The organism is Pseudomonas sp. B37(2017) (assembly GCF_002112885.1).
Lineage (GTDB): Bacteria > Pseudomonadota > Gammaproteobacteria > Pseudomonadales > Pseudomonadaceae > Aquipseudomonas > Aquipseudomonas paraglycinae.
Window position 1 is genome coordinate 214,062 of record NZ_NEIX01000007.1, and the last position, 17,290, is coordinate 231,351.

The 17,290-nt window shown below is 60.2% G+C and carries 20 protein-coding genes; 10 read left to right on the forward strand and 10 right to left on the reverse strand.

Annotation, left to right across the window (positions count from 1 at the left end; genetic code table 11):
* Positions 1 to 2: 2 nt before the first annotated feature.
* The 8 genes from ptsN to CAF90_RS18950 form a co-directional block, all read right to left on the reverse strand.
* Complete coding sequence (gene ptsN / locus CAF90_RS18915; RefSeq protein WP_007953580.1) at positions 3 to 467, reverse strand: PTS IIA-like nitrogen regulatory protein PtsN; 465 nt, start codon at positions 465 to 467, stop codon at positions 3 to 5.
* A gap of 11 nt (positions 468 to 478) precedes the next feature.
* Positions 479 to 787, reverse strand: a complete 309-nt coding sequence (gene hpf / locus CAF90_RS18920) for a ribosome hibernation-promoting factor, HPF/YfiA family (protein ID WP_007953578.1) — start codon at positions 785 to 787, stop codon at positions 479 to 481.
* A gap of 73 nt (positions 788 to 860) precedes the next feature.
* Positions 861 to 2,354 carry an RNA polymerase factor sigma-54 gene (locus CAF90_RS18925; RefSeq protein ID WP_011332472.1) on the reverse strand — a complete coding sequence of 498 codons (1,494 nt, stop codon included), beginning with the start codon at positions 2,352 to 2,354 and terminating at the stop codon, positions 861 to 863.
* A gap of 186 nt (positions 2,355 to 2,540) precedes the next feature.
* Complete coding sequence (lptB, locus tag CAF90_RS18930; RefSeq protein WP_007953572.1) at positions 2,541 to 3,266, reverse strand: LPS export ABC transporter ATP-binding protein; 726 nt, start codon at positions 3,264 to 3,266, stop codon at positions 2,541 to 2,543.
* A complete protein-coding gene (gene lptA / locus CAF90_RS18935) occupies positions 3,266 to 3,811 on the reverse strand; it encodes a lipopolysaccharide transport periplasmic protein LptA (RefSeq protein ID WP_007953570.1) in 546 nt (181 codons plus the stop codon). The genes lptB and lptA overlap by 1 nt, the downstream gene beginning before the upstream one ends.
* Positions 3,798 to 4,370 carry an LPS export ABC transporter periplasmic protein LptC gene (gene lptC / locus CAF90_RS18940; protein ID WP_007953568.1) on the reverse strand — a complete coding sequence of 191 codons (573 nt, stop codon included), beginning with the start codon at positions 4,368 to 4,370 and terminating at the stop codon, positions 3,798 to 3,800. Before lptC ends, lptA begins: the two co-directional genes overlap by 14 nt.
* 8 nt (positions 4,371 to 4,378) lie before the next feature.
* A complete protein-coding gene (locus CAF90_RS18945) occupies positions 4,379 to 4,903 on the reverse strand; it encodes an HAD family hydrolase (RefSeq protein WP_007953567.1) in 525 nt (174 codons plus the stop codon).
* Positions 4,904 to 5,878, reverse strand: coding sequence for a KpsF/GutQ family sugar-phosphate isomerase (locus tag CAF90_RS18950; protein WP_007953565.1), 975 nt, complete (start codon positions 5,876 to 5,878; stop codon positions 4,904 to 4,906).
* A 276-nt stretch (positions 5,879 to 6,154) separates the two neighbouring features.
* Between CAF90_RS18950 and CAF90_RS18955 the strand changes: the two genes are divergently transcribed.
* The 10 genes from CAF90_RS18955 (at position 6,155) to hisC (ending at position 14,357) form a co-directional block, all read left to right on the forward strand.
* Positions 6,155 to 6,967, forward strand: a complete 813-nt coding sequence (locus CAF90_RS18955; protein WP_007953564.1) for an ATP-binding cassette domain-containing protein — start codon at positions 6,155 to 6,157, stop codon at positions 6,965 to 6,967.
* The gene (gene mlaE / locus CAF90_RS18960) at positions 6,967 to 7,764 is read left to right on the forward strand and encodes a lipid asymmetry maintenance ABC transporter permease subunit MlaE (protein ID WP_007953561.1); all 798 of its coding nucleotides are present in this window, start codon (positions 6,967 to 6,969) and stop codon (positions 7,762 to 7,764) included. Before CAF90_RS18955 ends, mlaE begins: the two co-directional genes overlap by 1 nt.
* On the forward strand, positions 7,764 to 8,231 hold the full coding sequence (gene mlaD / locus CAF90_RS18965) for an outer membrane lipid asymmetry maintenance protein MlaD (protein WP_007953559.1): 468 nt from the start codon (positions 7,764 to 7,766) through the stop codon (positions 8,229 to 8,231). The genes mlaE and mlaD overlap by 1 nt, the downstream gene beginning before the upstream one ends.
* Before the next feature lie 11 nt (positions 8,232 to 8,242).
* Positions 8,243 to 8,893, forward strand: coding sequence for a phospholipid-binding protein MlaC (locus CAF90_RS18970; RefSeq protein WP_085608079.1), 651 nt, complete (start codon positions 8,243 to 8,245; stop codon positions 8,891 to 8,893).
* The gene (locus CAF90_RS18975; RefSeq protein WP_007953557.1) at positions 8,890 to 9,195 is read left to right on the forward strand and encodes a lipid asymmetry maintenance protein MlaB; all 306 of its coding nucleotides are present in this window, start codon (positions 8,890 to 8,892) and stop codon (positions 9,193 to 9,195) included. Before CAF90_RS18970 ends, CAF90_RS18975 begins: the two co-directional genes overlap by 4 nt.
* A gap of 115 nt (positions 9,196 to 9,310) precedes the next feature.
* Positions 9,311 to 9,550 carry a BolA family protein gene (locus CAF90_RS18980; protein WP_039769303.1) on the forward strand — a complete coding sequence of 80 codons (240 nt, stop codon included), beginning with the start codon at positions 9,311 to 9,313 and terminating at the stop codon, positions 9,548 to 9,550.
* 22 nt (positions 9,551 to 9,572) lie between these two features.
* Positions 9,573 to 10,838: a UDP-N-acetylglucosamine 1-carboxyvinyltransferase gene (gene murA / locus CAF90_RS18985; protein WP_007953555.1), complete on the forward strand. Its 1,266-nt coding sequence runs from the start codon at positions 9,573 to 9,575 to the stop codon at positions 10,836 to 10,838.
* 127 nt (positions 10,839 to 10,965) lie between these two features.
* Complete coding sequence (hisG, locus tag CAF90_RS18990) at positions 10,966 to 11,601, forward strand: ATP phosphoribosyltransferase (RefSeq protein ID WP_007953554.1); 636 nt, start codon at positions 10,966 to 10,968, stop codon at positions 11,599 to 11,601.
* 375 nt (positions 11,602 to 11,976) lie between these two features.
* Positions 11,977 to 13,302, forward strand: a complete 1,326-nt coding sequence (gene hisD / locus CAF90_RS18995; protein WP_085608080.1) for a histidinol dehydrogenase — start codon at positions 11,977 to 11,979, stop codon at positions 13,300 to 13,302.
* Between the two features lie 2 nt (positions 13,303 to 13,304).
* Positions 13,305 to 14,357: a histidinol-phosphate transaminase gene (gene hisC, locus CAF90_RS19000; protein ID WP_085608081.1), complete on the forward strand. Its 1,053-nt coding sequence runs from the start codon at positions 13,305 to 13,307 to the stop codon at positions 14,355 to 14,357.
* Positions 14,358 to 14,405: 48 nt separating this feature from the next.
* Here the strand turns inward: hisC and CAF90_RS19005 are convergent, their stop codons facing one another.
* Positions 14,406 to 15,125 carry a DUF4198 domain-containing protein gene (locus CAF90_RS19005; RefSeq protein WP_085608082.1) on the reverse strand — a complete coding sequence of 240 codons (720 nt, stop codon included), beginning with the start codon at positions 15,123 to 15,125 and terminating at the stop codon, positions 14,406 to 14,408.
* A gap of 12 nt (positions 15,126 to 15,137) precedes the next feature.
* A complete protein-coding gene (locus CAF90_RS19010) occupies positions 15,138 to 17,243 on the reverse strand; it encodes a TonB-dependent siderophore receptor (RefSeq protein WP_085608083.1) in 2,106 nt (701 codons plus the stop codon).
* Between the last annotated feature and the right edge of the window lie 47 nt (positions 17,244 to 17,290).

Below are 17,290 nucleotides of genomic sequence, written 5' to 3' on the forward strand. Positions count from 1 at the left end.
GGTTACGGCCTGTTCTGTTCTTCCAGTACAACCTGGTACAACGCTTCGTTGCTTGGCGCGCTGCGCAGTCTGTCGCGCACGTCCTTGCGGTCGAGCATGCTGGCGATCTGGCGTAACAGTTCCAGGTGCGCATCGGTGGCGGCTTCCGGCACCAGCAGGACGAACAGCAGGTCCACAGGCGCGCCGTCGATAGCGTCGAAATCGATAGGAGCATCAAGGTGCATCAGCGCACTGATCGGCGCTTCGCAGCCCTTGAGGCGGCAGTGAGGAATGGCGATGCCGTTGCCAAAACCGGTGGAACCCAGTTTTTCACGGGCAATCAATGCCTCGAAGACATCTTGCATCTCCAGATCCGGGACTTCCCGGGCGATCAGGTTGGCAATTTGTTCGAGGGCTTTCTTTTTACTGCCGCCCGGCACGTTCACCAGGGAACGGCCGGGGGTCAGGATACTTTCAAGTCGGATCATGGGGGTGGGGGTTATCGACCGGTAGCGCCCTGAAGCAGGCTCTGGGTCTTTTCCTTATGCTTTTTGAGTTGTTTATCAAGCTTGTCGGTCAGCGCGTCGATCGCAGCGTACATATCGGTATGTTCCGCGTTTGCGACGACCTCGTTGCCGGGAATATGCAGCGTGGCTTCGATTTTCTGCTTCAGCTTTTCGACGCACATCGTGACTTGCACGTTGGTGATCTTGTCGAAATGTCCCTCAAGCCTCTTGAGCTTTTGCTCAACGTACTCACGGAGAGGTTGGGTAACTTCCAGTTGGTGTCCACTGATGTTGACTTGCATACAGCTTCTCCTTCGTTGCCAGTGCATAAAGCGGCAGGCCGAAGAGCCTGCCACTGGAACGCTGTAACGTGGCTTACATCAACCGCTTGCGTTCGCTCGAAGGCGCGATCCCGAGGGATTCGCGGTACTTGGCGACGGTGCGGCGAGCCACCTGAATGCCTTGTGCCTCCAGTAAACCAGCGATCTTGCTGTCACTCAACGGCTTTTTCTGATTTTCCGCGGCAACCAGTTTCTTGATGATCGCGCGGATCGCCGTGGACGAGCATTCACCGCCTTCGGAGGTGCTCACATGGCTGGAGAAAAAGTATTTCAGTTCATATATGCCCCGTGGGGTATGCATGAATTTTTGCGTGGTCACGCGGGAAATCGTCGACTCGTGCATGCCCACGGCTTCAGCGATGTCATGCAGCACCAGCGGCTTCATGGCTTCGTCGCCGTACTCCAGAAAGCCGCGCTGGTGCTCGACGATCTGGGTGGCCACTTTCATCAGGGTTTCGTTGCGGCTCTGCAGGCTCTTGATGAACCAGCGGGCTTCCTGCAACTGATTGCGCATGAAGGTGTTGTCGGCACTGGTGTCGGCGCGGCGCACGAAACCGGCGTACTGGGCGTTGACTCGCAGGCGTGGCACCGACTCCTGATTCAGCTCGACCAGCCAGCGCTCGTTGTCCTTGCGCACGATGACGTCAGGCACCACGTACTCGGCTTCGGTGGATTCGATCTGCGAGCCGGGGCGCGGGTTGAGGCTCTGCACCAGTTCGATGACCTGGCGCAGCTCGTCTTCCTTGAGCTTCATGCGGCGCATCAGCTGGCTGTAGTCGCGGCTGCCGAGCAGGTCAATGTAATCGGTGACCAGACGCTTGGCTTCCGCCAGCCAAGGGGTCTTGGCCGACAGCTGGCGCAATTGCAGCAGCAGGCATTCGCCCAGGTTGCGTGCGCCGATGCCGGCCGGTTCGAATTGCTGAATGCGGTGAAGGACGGCTTCGATCTCGTCCAGCTCGATGTCGAGCTCCGGATCAAAGGCGTCGAGGATTTCTTCGAGGGTTTCGTCGAGGTAGCCCTGATTGTTGATGCAATCGATCAGGGTGACGGCGATCAGGCGATCGGTGTCGGACATCGGTGCCAGGTTCAACTGCCACAGCAGGTGGCTTTGCAGGCTCTCGCCGGCGGAGGTGCGGGTGGTGAAGTCCCACTCGTCATCGTCGCTGCTCGGCAGGCTGCTGGCGCTGGTCTGATAGACGTCTTCCCAGGCGGTGTCGACGGGCAGTTCGTTGGGGATTCGCTCGTTCCATTCGCCGTCTTCGAGGTTATCGACTGTCGGCGCGGTCTCCTGATAGGAGGGTTCCTGGATCTCGGTGTTGGGCTTCTGTTCGGCGTTGTCGGCCATGGGATCGGAGTTGTCGAAGTCGTCGCCGTCTTCCTGGCGTTCGAGCATCGGATTGGATTCCAGAGCCTCCTGGATTTCCTGTTGCAGATCCAGGGTCGACAATTGGAGCAGGCGGATGGCCTGTTGCAGCTGCGGTGTCATCGTCAGCTGCTGGCCCATTCTCAAGACTAGCGATGGTTTCATGGCAGGGGCTTAACACCTTATTCGCCGGCGCTATGCGCCATCCACTACAGGGCGCCGGAGCGCCAAACTTAAGCAAATTATATGCCTGAAACTGTCGTGTTTGCCTAGAGCGCTGTAACAATAAAAGCGTATAAAAAGGCGCTTCAACGTTACAGCACCCGGACGGCTGGCCGAATGCCGTCGTGCTTACAGGCGGAACTCGTGACCCAGATAGACTTCCTTCACCAGATCGTTGGCGAGGATGGTCGCGGAGTCGCCTTCGGCGATCAACTGGCCGTCGTTGACGATGTAGGCGGTTTCGCAGATATCCAGCGTCTCACGGACGTTGTGGTCGGTGATAAGAACGCCGATGCCCTTGGCCTTGAGGTGATGGATGATCTGCTTGATGTCGCCCACGGAGATCGGGTCGACACCGGCGAACGGTTCGTCGAGCAGGATGAACTTCGGTGCCGTGGCCAGTGCGCGGGCGATTTCCACGCGGCGGCGCTCACCACCGGACAGGCTCATGCCGAGGTTGTCGCGGATGTGGCTGATGTGGAATTCCTGCAGCAGGCTTTCCAGCTCCTTGCGACGGCCGGCCTTGTCGAGCTCCTGACGAGTCTCGAGGATGGCCATGATGTTGTCGGCCACCGACAGTTTGCGGAAGATCGACGCTTCTTGCGGCAGATAGCCGATACCGGCCTTGGCGCGACCGTGCATCGGCTGGTGGCTGACGTCCAGGTCGTCGATCAGTACGCGACCCTGATCGGCCTGGACCAGGCCAACGATCATGTAGAAGCAGGTGGTCTTGCCGGCGCCGTTCGGGCCGAGCAGGCCAACGATCTGACCGCTGTCGATCGACAGGCTGACGTCGCGCACGACCTGGCGGCTTTTATAGGCCTTGGCCAGGTGCTGAGCTTTCAGAGTTGCCATTACTGGGTTTTCTCGTCGGTTTTCTTCTTCGGCTGGATCACCATGTCGATGCGCGGACGCGCTTCGGTGACCTTGCTGCCAGTGGCTCGACCGGCGCTGGCCAGTTTCTTCACCGTGTCATAGACGATTTTCTCGCCCTGAGTGGTGTTGTTGTCCTTGTCGACGACTTTTGCCTTGTCGATCAATACAACGCGGTTTTGCGCGGCGTGATACTGAATGGTCACGCCCCAGCCCTGAACAGGTTTGGTGTCGCCAGCAGTCTGCAACTGTTCGAAGTAGGCGAGGTTGCCCACCGAAGTCACGACGTCGATGTCGCCGTTAGGCGCACGGGTCATGGTCACGGTGTTGCCTTTGACGATCATCGAACCCTGGGTGATGATCACGTCGCCTTTGTAGGTGGCAACGCCGTTCTTGTCGTCCAGCTGGGCATCGTCGGCCTGAATGCGGATTGGCTGCTCTTGATCGTTCGGCAGAGCCCAGGCGCTCACGCTTCCCAGTGCTGCGCCCAGACTGAGCAAAATAGGGAGGGTTTTAACGAGCCTCATACTGTCCTCTTACGTTCGATAGCAGGTGTATCCTGCTTTCCTTCAAATACGCTTTCATTCCTACGCCAGTCGATACACCGCCAGCGCCGTCGATTCTAACGGGTTGCTGGGTCTGCGCATATTGCTGCTGCGGGAACACCGTCATGCGAGTGGAGGTGATCAGGGTGTCGCGGTTCTTTTCGTCGGTGCGCTTGACGCGTACCGAGTCGATCAGCTCGACCTCGGTGCCACCGGAGTTCACTTCACCGCGCTCGCTGGTCACGTGCCATGGGAAATCGGTGCCACGGAACATGTTCAGATCGGGTTTGGTGACCAGTGTAATGTCGGTCGCCTTGACGTGCTCAGCCTTGTCGGACGTCATTTCGTATTGCACTTTGCCGTCTTCGAGGTACTGGATCGTGTGGGTATTGGTCGCATACCAGTCGATCGGGCTTTCCTCTGCCGAAACCGGCGGCTTGTCGAGGAAGCGTTCCGGGCTGATGTTCCAGTAGCCGACCGCACCGAAAATCGCTGCGATGCAACCGAACAGCAGGATGTTGCGAAACTTTTTGCTAAACATGGTTGGACTCACAGGTACGCGTTGTTGGCGGCGTCGAGGCTGCCTTGGGCGCGCAGGATCAGTTCGCAGAATTCGCGGGCGGCACCTTCGCCGCCACGGGCCTGGGTCACGCCGTGAGCGTGCTCGCGTACAAAAGCGGCGGCGTTGGCTACGGCCATGCCCAGCCCCACGCGACGGATCACCGGCAGATCCGGCAGGTCGTCGCCGAGATAGGCCACTTGTTCATAGCTTAGGCCCAGTTGCTCCAGAAGACCGTCGAGAACGACGAGTTTGTCTTCGCGACCCTGAAACAGGTGCGGGATGCCCAGGTTTTTTGCCCGACGCTCGACCACCGGGGTCTTGCGACCGCTGATGATGGCGGTCTGGACGCCGGCGTTCATCAGCATCTTGATGCCCTGACCGTCGAGTGTATTGAAAGTCTTGAACTCGCTGCCGTCTTCAAGGAAGTACAGGCGCCCGTCGGTGAGGACGCCGTCGACGTCGAAAACCGCCAGTTTGATGGCTTTGCCGCGTTGCAGCAGATCGTTGCTCATTTACATCACTCCTGCGCGCAGCAGGTCGGAGAGGTTGAAGGCGCCGACCGGGCGATCTTCTTCATCCACGACAACCAGTGCGTTGATTCGGTGGTCTTCCATGATTTTCAGGGCTTCGGCAGCGAGCATTTCGGCGCGGGCGGTCTTGCCGTGCACGGTCATCACCTGGTCGATGGTGGCGCTGTGGATATCGATGCTGCGATCCAGGGTGCGGCGCAGGTCGCCGTCAGTGAAGATTCCGGCCAGTTTGCCGTCCGCTTCAAGAATGACGGTCATGCCCAGACCCTTGCGGGTCATCTCCATCAACGCGTCCTTGAGCAGGGTGCCGCGCTGTACTTGCGGCAGTTCCTGGCCGGCGTGCATGACATTTTCCACTTTCAGCAGCAGGCGTCGGCCCAGTGCGCCGCCCGGGTGGGAAAAGGCGAAGTCTTCGGCGGTGAAACCGCGCGCTTCCAGCAGCGCCACGGCCAAGGCATCGCCCATGACCAGCGCGGCGGTGGTCGAAGAGGTCGGTGCCAGGTTCAGCGGGCAGGCTTCGTGCTCGACGTGAACGTTCAGGTTGACCTCGGCGGCCTTGGCCAGCGGCGATTGCGGGTTGCCGGTGACGCTGATCAGCTGGATGCCCAGGCGTTTGATCAGTGGCAGCAGGGTGACGATTTCGTTGGTGGAGCCGGAGTTCGACAGGGCCAGAATCACGTCGTCACGGGTGATCATGCCCATGTCGCCGTGGCTGGCCTCGGCCGGATGCACGAAAAACGCCGGGGTGCCGGTGCTGGCCAGGGTCGCGGCAATCTTGTTGCCGATGTGCCCGGACTTGCCCATGCCGACTACGACAACACGGCCCTTGCTGGCCAGAATCATCTCGCAAGCGCGTACGAAATCGGCGTCGATATGGGGCAACAAGCCTTGTACGGCTTCCACTTCGAGGCGGATGGTGCGTTGTGCCGATTGAATCAGGTCGCTGGTTTGGCTCATGTCAGAAATCGTATAGCCCGATGAAAAGGCGGCGATTATAGCGGTTATGTTGAAAAGCCTCACGCAAGTTCGTCGTGCTTTGTCATTCCTCGTTACCAAAACTCTGTAAATAAGGCTTCAAGCCCTTCAACTCGCCGAATGCGGGCCGGTGCAGGCCTTGGGCGCTTGCCCTTTGCAGTGATATAGTTCGCCGCCAGTTCGGCCTGCCCGGGATGTAGGGGCTTTCTTCCAGGAAGCCAGGCGTCCGAGTGAGAGGCTGCATCGCAAGGAGTTTAGATGAGTGCCGATAACGCCTACGCGGTCGAGCTGAAGGGAGTCTCCTTCAAGCGCGGTGCGCGGAGCATTTTCAATAACGTCGATATCCGCATCCCGCGCGGCAAGGTCACCGGCATCATGGGGCCTTCCGGGTGTGGCAAGACCACGCTGTTGCGCCTGATGGGCGCCCAGTTGCGGCCATCCAAGGGCGAGGTCTGGGTCAACGGCCAGAACCTGCCGAAGCTGTCGCGCAGCGATCTGTTCGATGCGCGCAAGCACATGGGCGTACTGTTTCAGAGCGGTGCGCTGTTCACCGATCTCGATGTGTTCGAGAACGTCGCCTTTCCGCTGCGCGTTCATACCGACCTGCCGGACGAGATGATCCGCGACATCGTGCTGCTCAAATTGCAGGCGGTGGGGCTGCGCGGTGCGATCGAACTGATGCCCGACGAGCTGTCCGGCGGCATGAAACGCCGTGTCGCACTGGCCCGGGCCATTGCCCTCGATCCGCAGATCCTCATGTACGACGAACCGTTCGTCGGCCAGGATCCGATCGCCATGGGCGTTCTGGTTCGCCTGATCCGTCTGCTCAACGATGCCCTGGGGATTACCAGCATCGTGGTCTCCCACGACCTCGCCGAAACCGCGAGCATCGCCGACTACATCTATGTGGTCGGTGATGGCCAGGTATTGGGGCAGGGCACGCCGGACGAACTGATGAGCTCGGACGATCCGCGTATCCGCCAGTTCATGACCGGTGAACCCGACGGCCCGGTGCCGTATCACTTTCCAGCGCCGGATTACCGCGCCGATCTTCTGGGGAAGCGCCGCTGATGCGCAGAATTACATTAATGGAGCGTGTGCGTCGTTTCGGTCTCGCCGGAATCGACAGCGTCGCAGTGTTCGGGCGTTCGACCCTGTTCCTGTTTCATGCCTTGCTCGGGCGTGGTGGCATCGGCGGCGGTTTCGGCCTGCTGGTCAAGCAGCTGCATTCCGTCGGCGTGATGTCGCTGGTGATCATCGTGGTGTCCGGGATCTTCATCGGCATGGTGCTGGCGCTGCAGGGCTTCAACATCCTTTCGAGCTATGGCTCGGAGCAGGCTGTCGGCCAGATGGTGGCACTGACCCTGTTGCGTGAGCTGGGGCCGGTGGTGACTGCGCTGCTGTTCGCCGGGCGTGCAGGTTCGGCGCTGACGGCGGAAATCGGCAACATGAAATCCACCGAACAGTTGTCCAGCCTGGAAATGATCGGGGTCGACCCGCTCAAGTACATCATTGCCCCGCGTCTGTGGGCCGGCTTCATTTCCCTGCCAGTGCTGGCGATGATCTTCAGCGTGGTCGGCATCTGGGGCGGTTCGTGGGTCGCCGTCGACTGGCTGGGCGTCTACGAAGGTTCCTACTGGTCGAACATGCAGAACAGCGTGAGCTTCGGTGACGATGTGCTCAACGGCATCATCAAAAGTGCAGTATTCGCTTTTGTCGTCACCTGGATCGCCGTATTTCAAGGCTATGACTGCGAACCCACTTCCGAGGGGATCAGCCGTGCCACCACCAAGACCGTGGTTTACGCCTCGCTGGCAGTACTCGGCCTGGACTTTATTCTGACCGCTTTGATGTTTGGAGATTTCTGATGCAAAACCGCACCCTGGAAATCGGTGTCGGCCTGTTCCTGCTGGCAGGGATCCTGGCCTTGTTGCTGCTCGCCCTGCGGGTCAGTGGCCTGTCTCCGACTTCGACCACCGATACCTACAAGCTTTACGCCTATTTCGACAATATCGCCGGTTTGACGGTCAGAGCCAAAGTGACCATGGCGGGTGTGACCATCGGCAAGGTCACCGCGATCGATCTGGACCGCGACAGCTTCACCGGTCGGGTGACCCTGCAAGTGGATAAAAGCGTCGACAACCTGCCGACCGACTCCACAGCATCTATCCTGACAGCGGGTCTGCTGGGCGAGAAATACATCGGTATCAGCGTGGGCGGGGAAGACACCCGCCTGAAGGATGGTGGAACCATCCACGACACACAGTCGTCTCTGGTACTGGAAGACCTGATCGGTAAATTCCTGCTCAATACCGTTAGCAAAGACGCCAAATGAGGAGCTTTTGAATGATCTCTACCTTGCGACGTGGCCTGTTGGTGTTGCTTGCGGCACTGCCGCTGGTGGCTAACGCCGTGGCGGCACAATCGGCGCACGATCTGGTTCAGGACACCACAAACCGGATGCTCGCCGATCTGTCGGCCAATAAAGAGAAGTACAAGCAGGATCCGCAGGACTTCTACACCGCGTTGAACACCATCGTCGGGCCGGTCGTGGATGCCGAGGGCATTTCCAAGAGCATCATGACGGTCAAGTATTCGCGCAAGGCAACCCCGGCGCAGATGAAGACCTTCGAGGAAAACTTCAAGCGCGGCCTGTTCCAGTTCTACGGCAACGCGCTGCTCGAGTACAACAACCAGGGCATCACCGTTGATGCTCCCAAGGATGAGTCGGGCGACCGCACCAGCGTCGGCATGACCGTCAAGGGCAACAACGGCGCGATCTATCCGGTGTCGTACACCCTGGAGAAGATCAACGGCGAGTGGAAACTGCGTAACGTGATCATCAACGGCATCAACATCGGCAAGCTGTTCCGTGACCAGTTCGCCGACGCCATGCAGCGCAATGGCAACGACCTGGACAAGACCATCAATGGCTGGGCCGGTGAAGTGGCCAAGGCCAAGCAGTCGGCCGAGCAGAACGAGAAGCCTGCCCAATGACCGAGTCGGCCATTCGTCTGGACGAAGCCAGTGAGCTGCAGCTCAGTGGCGTGCTGGATTACCGCACCGGACCTGATCTGCGCGAGCAGGGGCGGGCGCTGATCAAGTCGTGCAATGCCCCGGCATTGGTGATCGATTGCTCGGCGGTGGAGAAGTCCAGCAGCGTCGGTCTGTCGTTGCTGCTGTGCTTCATTCGCGATGCAAAGGCCGCCGGCAAGGCGGTCAGCATCCGCGGGATGCCCGAAGACATGCGCGAAATTGCTCAGGTCAGCGAACTGACCGAGCTGTTGGCGCAACCCTGAACCCGCATCTATAGAGAAGCCCCCCGTCAGAGTCCTGCGCAGCGGGGTTCGCAGGCGCGGGGCTTTTTTGTATGATGTCCGACCCGTGCGCACAGGGCGCCGATTGAGGTTGAGCATGCAGGCCGTAGAAGTGAAGAGCTTCCTTGAAGGAAAGCTGCCAGGAACGCTGGTGGAAGTTGAAGGCGAAGGCTGCAACTTTCAGCTGAACGTGATTAGTGATGAACTGGCGGCGTTGAGCCCGGTCAAGCGTCAGCAAAGCATCTATGCCCATTTGAACCCTTGGATCGCCGATGGCAGCATCCACGCGGTCACTATGAAATTTTTCAGCAGCGCGGCCTGGGCCGAGCGCACCTGAGCCCTAGGGCGTCGAGATTCTTATGGATAAATTGATTATTACCGGTGGCGCTCGTCTTGATGGCGAGATCCGCATCTCCGGGGCGAAGAACTCCGCCCTGCCGATCCTGGCCGCCACCCTGCTGTGCGATGGCCCGGTTACCGTTGGCAACCTGCCGCACCTGCACGACATTACCACCATGATCGAGCTGTTCGGTCGCATGGGCATCGAGCCTGTGATCGACGAGAAGCTCAGCGTCGAAATCGACCCGCGCACCATCAAGACCCTGATCGCTCCGTACGAACTGGTGAAAACCATGCGTGCCTCGATCCTGGTGCTGGGCCCGATGGTTGCGCGTTTCGGTGAAGCCGAAGTCGCACTGCCTGGCGGTTGCGCCATCGGTTCGCGTCCGGTCGACCTGCACATCCGTGGCCTGGAAGCGATGGGCGCGGTCATCGACGTCGAAGGCGGCTACATCAAGGCCAAGGCGCCTGAAGGCGGCCTGCGCGGCGCGCACTTCTTCTTCGATACCGTCAGCGTGACCGGTACCGAGAACATCATGATGGCTGCCGCTCTGGCCAAGGGTCGCAGCGTGTTGCAGAACGCCGCCCGTGAACCTGAAGTGGTCGACCTGGCGAACTTCCTCAACGCCATGGGCGCCAAGGTGTCCGGTGCCGGCACCGACACCATTACCATCGATGGCGTCGAGCGTCTGGGTTCGGCTTTCTACAAAGTCATGCCTGACCGCATCGAAACCGGCACCTACCTGGTGGCCGCTGCGGTCACCGGTGGCCGCGTGAAGGTCAAGGACACCGATCCGACCATCCTCGAAGCCGTTCTGGAAAAACTCCGTGAAGCCGGCGCAGAAATCACCTGTGGTGAGGACTGGATCGAGCTGAACATGCACGGCAAGCGCCCGAAAGCGGTCAACGTTCGCACTGCGCCGTACCCGGCGTTCCCGACCGACATGCAGGCGCAGTTCATCTCGCTCAACGCCATTGCCGAAGGCACTGGCGCGGTCATCGAGACGATCTTCGAAAACCGCTTCATGCACGTGTACGAACTGCACCGCATGGGCGCGCACATCCAGGTCGAAGGCAACACCGCCATCGTGACCGGCATCGAAACACTCAAGGGCGCGCCAGTGATGGCGACCGACCTGCGTGCTTCGGCGAGTCTGGTGATTTCGGCGCTGGTGGCACAGGGCGATACCCTGATCGACCGCATCTACCACATCGACCGTGGTTACGAGTGCATCGAGGAAAAACTGCAGATGCTGGGCGCCAAGATCCGTCGCGTTCCGGGCTGATCGCTGCATCTGGACACAGGGAAGTGTCCGTTGAATTCGTTTTGATCGGGGGTGGCAACGCCCTCGATGTATGTCCGGCGCCGATTGCGACCGGACATGAGTACCTTGATAAGGACTGACGTTTCCCATGTTGACCATCGCACTGTCCAAGGGCCGCATCCTTGACGACACCCTGCCGCTTCTCGCCGAAGCAGGCATCGTGCCGACCGAGAATCCGGACAAGAGCCGCAAGCTGATCATCCCCACGACCCAGGAAGACGTTCGCCTGCTGATCGTGCGTGCCACCGACGTGCCGACCTATGTCGAGCATGGCGCGGCCGACCTCGGCGTTGCCGGTAAAGACGTGCTGATGGAATACACAGGGCAAGGCCTGTACGAGCCGCTGGATCTGCAGATTGCCCAGTGCAAGCTGATGACCGCCGGCAAGGTCGGCGCGGTCGAGCCCAAGGGCCGCCTGCGCGTCGCCACCAAATTCGTCAACGTTGCCAAGCGTTACTACGCCGAGCAGGGCCGTCAGGTCGACATCATCAAGCTGTATGGCTCGATGGAGCTGGCGCCACTGATCGGCTTGGCCGACAAGATCATCGACGTGGTCGACACCGGCAACACCCTGCGCGCCAACGGCCTGGAGCCTCAGGAACTGATCGCCACGATCAGCTCGCGTCTGGTGGTCAATAAAGCTTCGATGAAAATGCAACACGCCCGAATCCAGGCGTTGATCGACACCCTGCGCAAGGCAGTGGAGTCTCGACACCGCGGCTGATGTACCTGCGCGACGTTAAGTCGCGCCCGTCTATCCGCCTCATAGCCAGAATCTCAGGTGCCCAAGCGGAAACGACTGGTCGGGGAAGGTGCGCTGACGTTTAATAACGACCGCGCCTTACTCCAAAAGGCAACCTAACAGCAGCAGAAAAATTTCTCAGAAGTATAAATCGCGTAGTGGCCAGCCTTTTGAAGCAAGGCCCTACGGGTTGGCACTGTGCCCGCACCATGCTGCGTTGCGGGACTCGGTAAGGAAACAACCCTTACCTTCGTCCCGCGCCTTGCCTGGTACGACCACAGCACCAACGCGATCATTATTAAACGTCAGCGCACCTTCGGGCGCCTGAGTTTTTGCCATTCCTATGAGGCTCTCGCTATGACCGCACCGACTGCAATTCGCCGACTCAACGCTGCTGACCCGGATTTCGCGCATCATCTGGATCATCTGCTGAGCTGGGAAAGTGTGTCTGACGACTCGGTCAATCAGCGGGTGCTGGACATCATCAAGGCTGTGCGCGAGCACGGTGACGCGGCGCTGGTCGAGTTCACCCAGAAATTCGATGGCCTGGAAGTCGCTTCGATGGCGGACCTGATCCTGCCGCGCGAGCGTCTGGAACTGGCCCTGACCCGCATCACTGTCCCGCAACGCGAAGCGCTGGAAAAAGCCGCCGCCCGCGTGCGCAGCTATCACGAGAAACAGAAGCAGGACTCCTGGAACTACACCGAAGCCGACGGCACGGTGCTGGGCCAGAAAGTCACGCCACTGGATCGCGCCGGTCTGTACGTGCCGGGCGGCAAGGCGTCGTACCCGTCGTCGGTGTTGATGAACGCGATTCCGGCCAAGGTCGCCGGCGTGACCGAAGTGGTCATGGTGGTGCCGACCCCGCGCGGTGAAGTCAACGAGCTGGTGCTGGCGGCGGCGTGCATCGCCGGCGTCGACCGCGTTTTCACCATCGGTGGTGCGCAAGCCGTTGCCGCATTGGCCTATGGCACCGAAAGCGTGCCGCAGGTGGACAAGGTCGTCGGCCCGGGCAACATCTATGTCGCCACTGCCAAACGTCACGTATTCGGTCAGGTCGGCATCGACATGATCGCCGGCCCGTCGGAAATCCTCGTGGTGTGCGACGGCCAGACCGATCCGGACTGGATCGCCATGGACCTGTTCTCCCAGGCCGAACACGACGAAGACGCCCAGGCGATTCTGGTCAGCCCGGACGCCGAGTTCCTCGACAAGGTCGCCGCCAGCATCGACAAACTGCTGCCGACCATGGATCGCGCGACCATCATCGAAACCTCGATTAATGGCCGTGGTGCACTGATCCACGTGCGCGACATGGCCCAGGCCATCGAAGTCGCCAACCGCATCGCGCCGGAGCACCTTGAGCTGTCGGTCGCCGACCCGCAGGCCTGGCTGCCGCAGATCCGCCACGCCGGCGCGATCTTCATGGGCCGCCACACCTCCGAAGCGCTGGGCGACTACTGCGCAGGTCCGAACCACGTGTTGCCGACCTCCGGCACCGCGCGTTTCTCTTCGCCGCTGGGCGTGTATGACTTCCAGAAACGTTCGTCGATCATCTTCTGCTCCGAGGCCGGTGCTTCCGAGCTGGGCAAGACCGCGTCGATCCTGGCCCGTGGCGAATCGCTGAGCGCCCACGCGCGCAGCGCCGAATACCGTATCAAAGACGACGTGAAGGGGAACTGAACATGAGTAAATTCTGGAGCCCGTTCGTCAAGGATCTGGTGCCGTATGTGCCGGGCGAGCAGCCGAAGCTGACCCGTCTGGTCAAACTCAACACCAACGAAAACCCGTACGGCCCGTCGCCGAAAGCTTTGGCGGCGATGCAGACCGAACTCAACGACAACCTGCGTCTGTACCCGGACCCGAACAGCGACCTGCTGAAAAGCGCCGTCGCCAAGTATTACGGCGTACAAAGCAATCAGGTGTTCCTCGGCAACGGTTCGGACGAAGTGCTGGCGCACATCTTCCACGGTCTGCTGCAACACGATCAGCCGATCCTGTTCCCGGACATCAGCTACAGCTTTTATCCGGTCTACTGCGGCCTCTACGGCATCGATTTCGATGCGGTGCCGCTGGATGCGCAGTTCCAGATCAACCCGGCGGACTACGCCAAGCCGAACGGCGGGATCATCTTCCCCAACCCGAACGCACCGACCGGTTGCCTGCTGGCACTGGAAGCGGTCGAGCAGATCCTCAAGGCCAGCCCGGATTCGGTGGTGGTGGTCGACGAGGCCTACATCGACTTCGGCGGCGAGACCGCGATCAGCCTGGTGGACCGTTATCCGAACCTGCTGGTCACCCAGACTCTGTCCAAGTCCCGTTCGCTGGCGGGCCTGCGGGTCGGTCTGGCGGTCGGCCACCCGGACCTGGTCGAGGCGCTGGAGCGGATCAAGAACAGCTTCAACTCCTACCCGATCGATCGCATGGCGAATGTCGGCGCGGCGGCGGCGTTCGAAGATCGCGAGTACTTCGACAAGACCTGCGCACTGGTGATCGAGAGTCGCGAATGGGTGGTTGCGCAGTTGCAGGCCAAGTGCTTTGAAGTGCTGCCGTCGGCCGCGAACTTCATTTTCGCCCGGCATCCGCAACACGATGCGGCAGGGCTGGCAGCCAAACTGCGTGAACAGGGCGTGATCGTGCGCCACTTCAAGCAGGAGCGGATTGCCCAGTTCCTGCGGATCTCGATCGGCACGCCGGAGCAGAATCAGGCGTTGATCGACGGTCTGGGCGAACTCTGAAACGACACTGATCCCTGTGGGTTTCGTCCCGCAGGGATCAGCGTTGGTTTATTCGTGATGCGGTTCGCCCAGGAACGTCAACGAACTGAACAACCCTCTGCTGCTCACTTCTGAACTGTCCTTCACCGGCACTTCCACCTGCGCCGCAATCACATTCAATCCCTCATTACGCACCAGCACCTGCGCGCGGCCTTCCTTGTCGGTTTCAGTGCTCAAGGTATTCGGCGCGCTGCGGTAGTCACCGATCAACTTCACGCCCGCTGCCGGTTTGCCATCCAGCAACACCCGCACCGGCAATGATTTCCCCGGCCCGACGGTCAGCGGATCGACCTCCGGCAGAATCAGCAATTTGATCTGATCCAGTTTGGGCAGCTTCGCTCCCGGCTGATAAATCGCCAGGCTGTACTTGAGGGTCTCGGTCGACTCGATGGCGCCCGGGACTTTGCTGCGCCCCTCGTTGATCCATTTCTTGTCGGCGGTTTGCGACCACATGCCGTTGTTCAGGGCCACGGCCAACACCGCCGGCGGTTTCAACGGTTGCAGGCGGGCGTGATCTGCCAGGCGCTGCACACTGACGGGAATCATCTTGCCGCTCGCGTCAAAGGCCCACGCCCCGCTGACTTTCTGCGGTTTGAACGCATTGTCCTCGGCACCGTGGCCGTAGACGACTTCGATATTGCCGCGTCGTTGTTCGGTCCACAAACCGTGGGCCGAGGCGTGAGTGGCGAACAGCGCGGCGATGAGCAGCAGGGATTTGCCGTATTGCATGGTGACGTCCTTTTACAGGTTGAGTGTCAGGCTGACCGTGAAATTGCGCGGCTCGCCGGGGTTGACCCAGTAGTTGCTGTACGAGCGCTCGTAATATTTTTCGTCGAACAGGTTGTTCAGGTTCAGGCCGAGAGTGACGGTGTCGCTGGCCTTGTAATGGGCCAGCAGGTCGACGGTGTGATAGGCCGGCAGCTCGAAATCGCTGCCGGACTCACCTGAGCGGTCACCGACGTAGGTGAGCGCCGCGCCGATATCCGAGCCGCGCAACCGGCCGTCCTGAAACTCGTAGACACCCAGCAGGCTGCCGCTGCGTTTGGCCACCCCGAGGATGCGGCTACCGGCAGGAATCGCGGCATCACCCTTGGTGACTTCGGCGTCGATCCAGGCGAATGCGCCGATCACCCTGACGGCGTCGGTGACTTGCCCGGTGACTTGCAGATCGAAACCCCGGCTGCGGGCCTTGCCCATGGCGCGGCTGGTGTCGGTGCCCGGGTCGAGGGCGAGGACGTTTTCCTTGTCGATATGGAAGAAGGCGAGGGTGCTGCTTAACCGTTCGTCGAACAGCTCGTTCTTGATGCCGATTTCGTAACCCACGCCTTCTTCCGGATCGAAGGATTTGCCAGCCGCATCGAGGCCGTTGTTCGGTTTGAATGAGGTCGAGGCGTTGGCGAACAGGCCGGTGTCCGGTGTCAGTTGATAGAGCAGGCCGGCACGTTGGGTGAGCGCGTCGTGAGTCTGACGGCTGGTGGTGTTGCGGCTGTGGTCATCGATGTTTTGGTCGAAATGCTCGAAGCGCGCACCGATCATCCCGCGCAGTTTTTCGCTGAAGACGATTTGATCCTGCAGGTTCAGCGCATGGCTTTCGACGTGTTCGAAAAAGTCTGTGCCGGAGCGTGCGCCGTTGGGTTTGGGCTGGCCGTACACCGGGTTATAGATATCGATGGCGTAAGGCCCGCCGGCGATGGTGGTGACGCGCTCGTTCTTGCGGAAGTTCTCGTACTCGCTGCCGATCAGCAGTTCGTGCTGCCAGGTACCGAGGTCGAACAGACCGCGCAGTTCCAGCTGGGTGATGCTGTCGTGCCAGTTGGTATCGCGCTCGCGATAGCGGCGGTTGATTGTGTGGCCATCGGCATTCAAAGGACGGTTTTCGGAGGCGAATCCCCACAGTTTGCCTTCCTTGTAATGGCTGGCCAGGCGCAGTTTCCAGGCATCGTTGAGGTGGTGCTCAAGCGTGGCTTGCAGTCTGTTGTTGTGGTTGTCGATGTTGCCGTCGTTCGGTTCGCCCAGGAATGTCGAGCGCGAGACGCCGCTCCATTTATTGTTTGGCGCAACGACGCCGCGGTCGAAAGTCGAGCTATGACGCACGAATTCGCTCTCCACCAGCAGGCTGGTGTCCGGGTTCAACTGCCAACTGAAAGAGGGGGCGACGAAGACGCGTTTGCTGTCGACGTGATCGCGAAAGCTGTTGTTGTCCTCGACTGCGAGGTTGATCCGCGACAGTACATCACCCTGATCATCCAGCGGCGTGTTGACGTCCAGCGCGGTGCGATAACGATCCCAACTGCCGGCACTGGTTTGCAGGGTAGTGAACGCTTCGGGCTGCGGTTTCTTGGTGACGATGTTCACCGTGCCACCCGGATCACCTCGGCCGTAAAGGCTGGCGGCCGGTCCTTTGAGCACTTCGATGCGCTCGATGTTGGCGGCGTCGGGTGTGCTCGGGTAACCACGGTTGGCGCTGAAGCCGTCCTGGTAAAACTCGGAGGTGGTGAAGCCGCGCACGCTGTATTCGTAAAGCGTCAGGCCGCCGAAGTTGTTTTGCTTCGACACGCCACCGGCGAAATCCAGCGCACGTTCGACGCTGGTGCTGCCCAGATCCTTCAGTACGCTGGCGGGCACCACGCTGATGGCCTGCGGAATATCGCGGATTGCGGTGTCGGTTTTGGTGGCGCTGGACGAGCGCGTGGCGCGGTAGCCATTGACCGGACCGGTAGGGGATTCGTAATCGGAGGTGACGCTGATGGCGTCGAGTTCGAGCGTTTGCGGTTCATCGGCAAACGCGGGATCGCCAAGCAGGCCAAGGGTCAGGCCGAGGAGGGAGGCCTTTTTTCGAGACGACATGTTATGTTGTTCCAATGTGTTAATTGAAACAATATAACATGCCTGTT